A 1,259-nucleotide genomic window follows, 5' to 3' on the forward strand; every position below is an offset into this window, starting at 1 on the left:
ATCTCGTTGCAGGTCAGCGGTATGAGCCCGTCCGGCTTCGGGTGGCGGGCGTGTTCGTCGGCGCGGACGACGGTCAGGAAGGCGTGGGCGAGCATCGCGAGGGTGACCCAGCGGTGCCAGGACACCCAGCGCCTGACCTGGTGTTCGTCCAGTCCGGCCAGGCCCTTGCCGGACTGGAAGGTCTCCTCGACCGTCCATCTGCGTCCCGCGACCCGCACCAGAGTGGACAGCGGCACCGGGGCGGCTGAGTAGCAGCGGTAGAAGGCGAGTTCCCGGGTGCGCCGGTTGCGGCGGACGAGGAGCAGGTGGTGACCGGGCCGGTCGTCGACGATGCCGGCCAGGGCCCAGTCGTAGAAGCGGTGCCCCTTGGCTCCGGCCCCGGCGGAGAGCTTCTGCCAGGCCCGTGCGGGCAGCTTCTTGACCAGGGCGTCTGCGCGGAACGTGCCCGCGCGGGTGGTGATCCGGTGGTCGCAGGCGACGGCGAGTACGTAGCCGACCTGTCGTTTCTCCAGTTCGCCTCGCAGGTGCGGGTTGCCTCCGTAGACCTCGTCGCCGGCCACCCAGGACGCACGGACGCCGGCATCCAGAGTGCGGCCGATCATGCGTGCGGCGAGGGCGGGTTTCGTGGTGAAGTCGACGGCGTCGGGTATCCCGGCGGCCCGGCAGCGGGCCGCATCCTCGGTCCAGGAACGCGGGACATACAGCTCCCGGTCGATCGCCGCGTGCCCGAGCGGGGTGGCATAGGTGAGGTAGACGGCGACCTGGCTGTTCTCGATGCGTCCGGCGGTGCCGGTGTACTGGCGCTGCACGCCAACCGTGTGCGTGCCCTTCTTCAGGTCACCGGTCTCGTCCACGACCAGCACCGCGTCCTGGTGGTGCAGATGTTCGACGACGAAGCCGCGGATGTCGTCGCGTACCGTGTCGGCGTCCCACCTGGCCCTCGACAGCAGGTGCTGCAGACCGTACGGGCTCGCGTCCCCGGCATGTTCGGCGAGCGTCCAGCAGTTCTTGCGCGGCAGATCCGACAGCAGCCCGAGCACCAACCGCCGTGCCCGGCGCCGGGGTTCCACCCGCACGAACCGTCCCGCGATCCGGCCCATCAGGACCTCGAACGTCTCCTGCCAGCGGCCAGGATCTATGCTGTGACCTGCGGCCACCGTCTGATCTTCTGTCTTCACACACCGATGATCACCGGTGGCCGCACCCGTGCCCGGACCCGCCCCGACCAGCAAGATCGCGATCTACAGCTGGAGTACTAG

General features: G+C 69.5%; 1 protein-coding gene. It reads right to left on the bottom strand.

Annotation, left to right across the window (positions count from 1 at the left end):
* On the bottom strand, nt 1-1,100 hold a 1,100-nt coding region (locus ACFUJR_RS39325), incomplete at its 3' end, for an IS701 family transposase (RefSeq protein WP_383451314.1).
* Nucleotides 1,101-1,259: the final 159 nt, after the last annotated feature.

Origin of the sequence: Streptomyces sp. NPDC057271 (genome assembly GCF_042668715.1) — a bacterium.
Lineage (GTDB): Bacteria > Actinomycetota > Actinomycetes > Streptomycetales > Streptomycetaceae > Streptomyces.